Source organism: Clostridium sp. TJA020, from assembly GCF_058310295.1.
The window spans coordinates 1-641 of the sequence record NZ_JBZEFC010000025.1 but is presented as its reverse complement, the minus strand read 5'-3'; the positions used below and the strand labels follow the sequence as shown (position 1 = coordinate 641).

General features: G+C 34.0%; 1 protein-coding gene. It reads right to left on the bottom strand.

The window, feature by feature from the left end; translation table 11 throughout:
• A partial coding sequence (locus AC4FQ1_RS13130) for a YgeY family selenium metabolism-linked hydrolase (RefSeq protein ID WP_491169874.1) occupies window positions 1-641 on the bottom strand: 641 nt, incomplete at both ends.

Here is a 641-nt window from a genome sequence, read left to right as displayed (position 1 = left end):
TATGTTTCTCCATCTGTTAAACGACGGTCTAATGAAATTGCACACATATCTGCTACTGCACAACGTGATGGTGAGTTATAGAATATTTGTGATACTGTAACTGTTCCTTTTCCTAAGAATGGATCATAATGTAAGTTATCATTTAATACTCTAATTTCTTGAAGAATGTCTGCCATTTTATAAATTGCATTATCTCCTCTTTCTGGAGCTGATCCGTGGCAAGAAACCCCTTTAACTTCAACTCTAATTTCCATACGTCCACGTTGACCTCTGTATATGTTTCCATTTGTAGGTTCTGTTATTACTACAAATTCTGGTTTTACTTTATCTTCGTTATGGATATATTGCCAACATAATCCATCACAATCTTCTTCTTGAACTGTTCCAGTTACTAAAACTGTATATTTATCTGATAAAAGACCCATATCTTTCATTATTTTTGCACCATATGTTGCTGATACTATACCACCTAATTGGTCAGAAGCACCTCTTCCACCAATTTCTTCATCATTTTCATATCCTTTATATGGATCGAATTCCCAGTTACTTAATTCTCCAAGACCTACTGTATCTATATGAGCATCATAAGCAATTAGTTTTTTTCCAGTTCCCATATAACCTAAAACATTACCCATTCCATC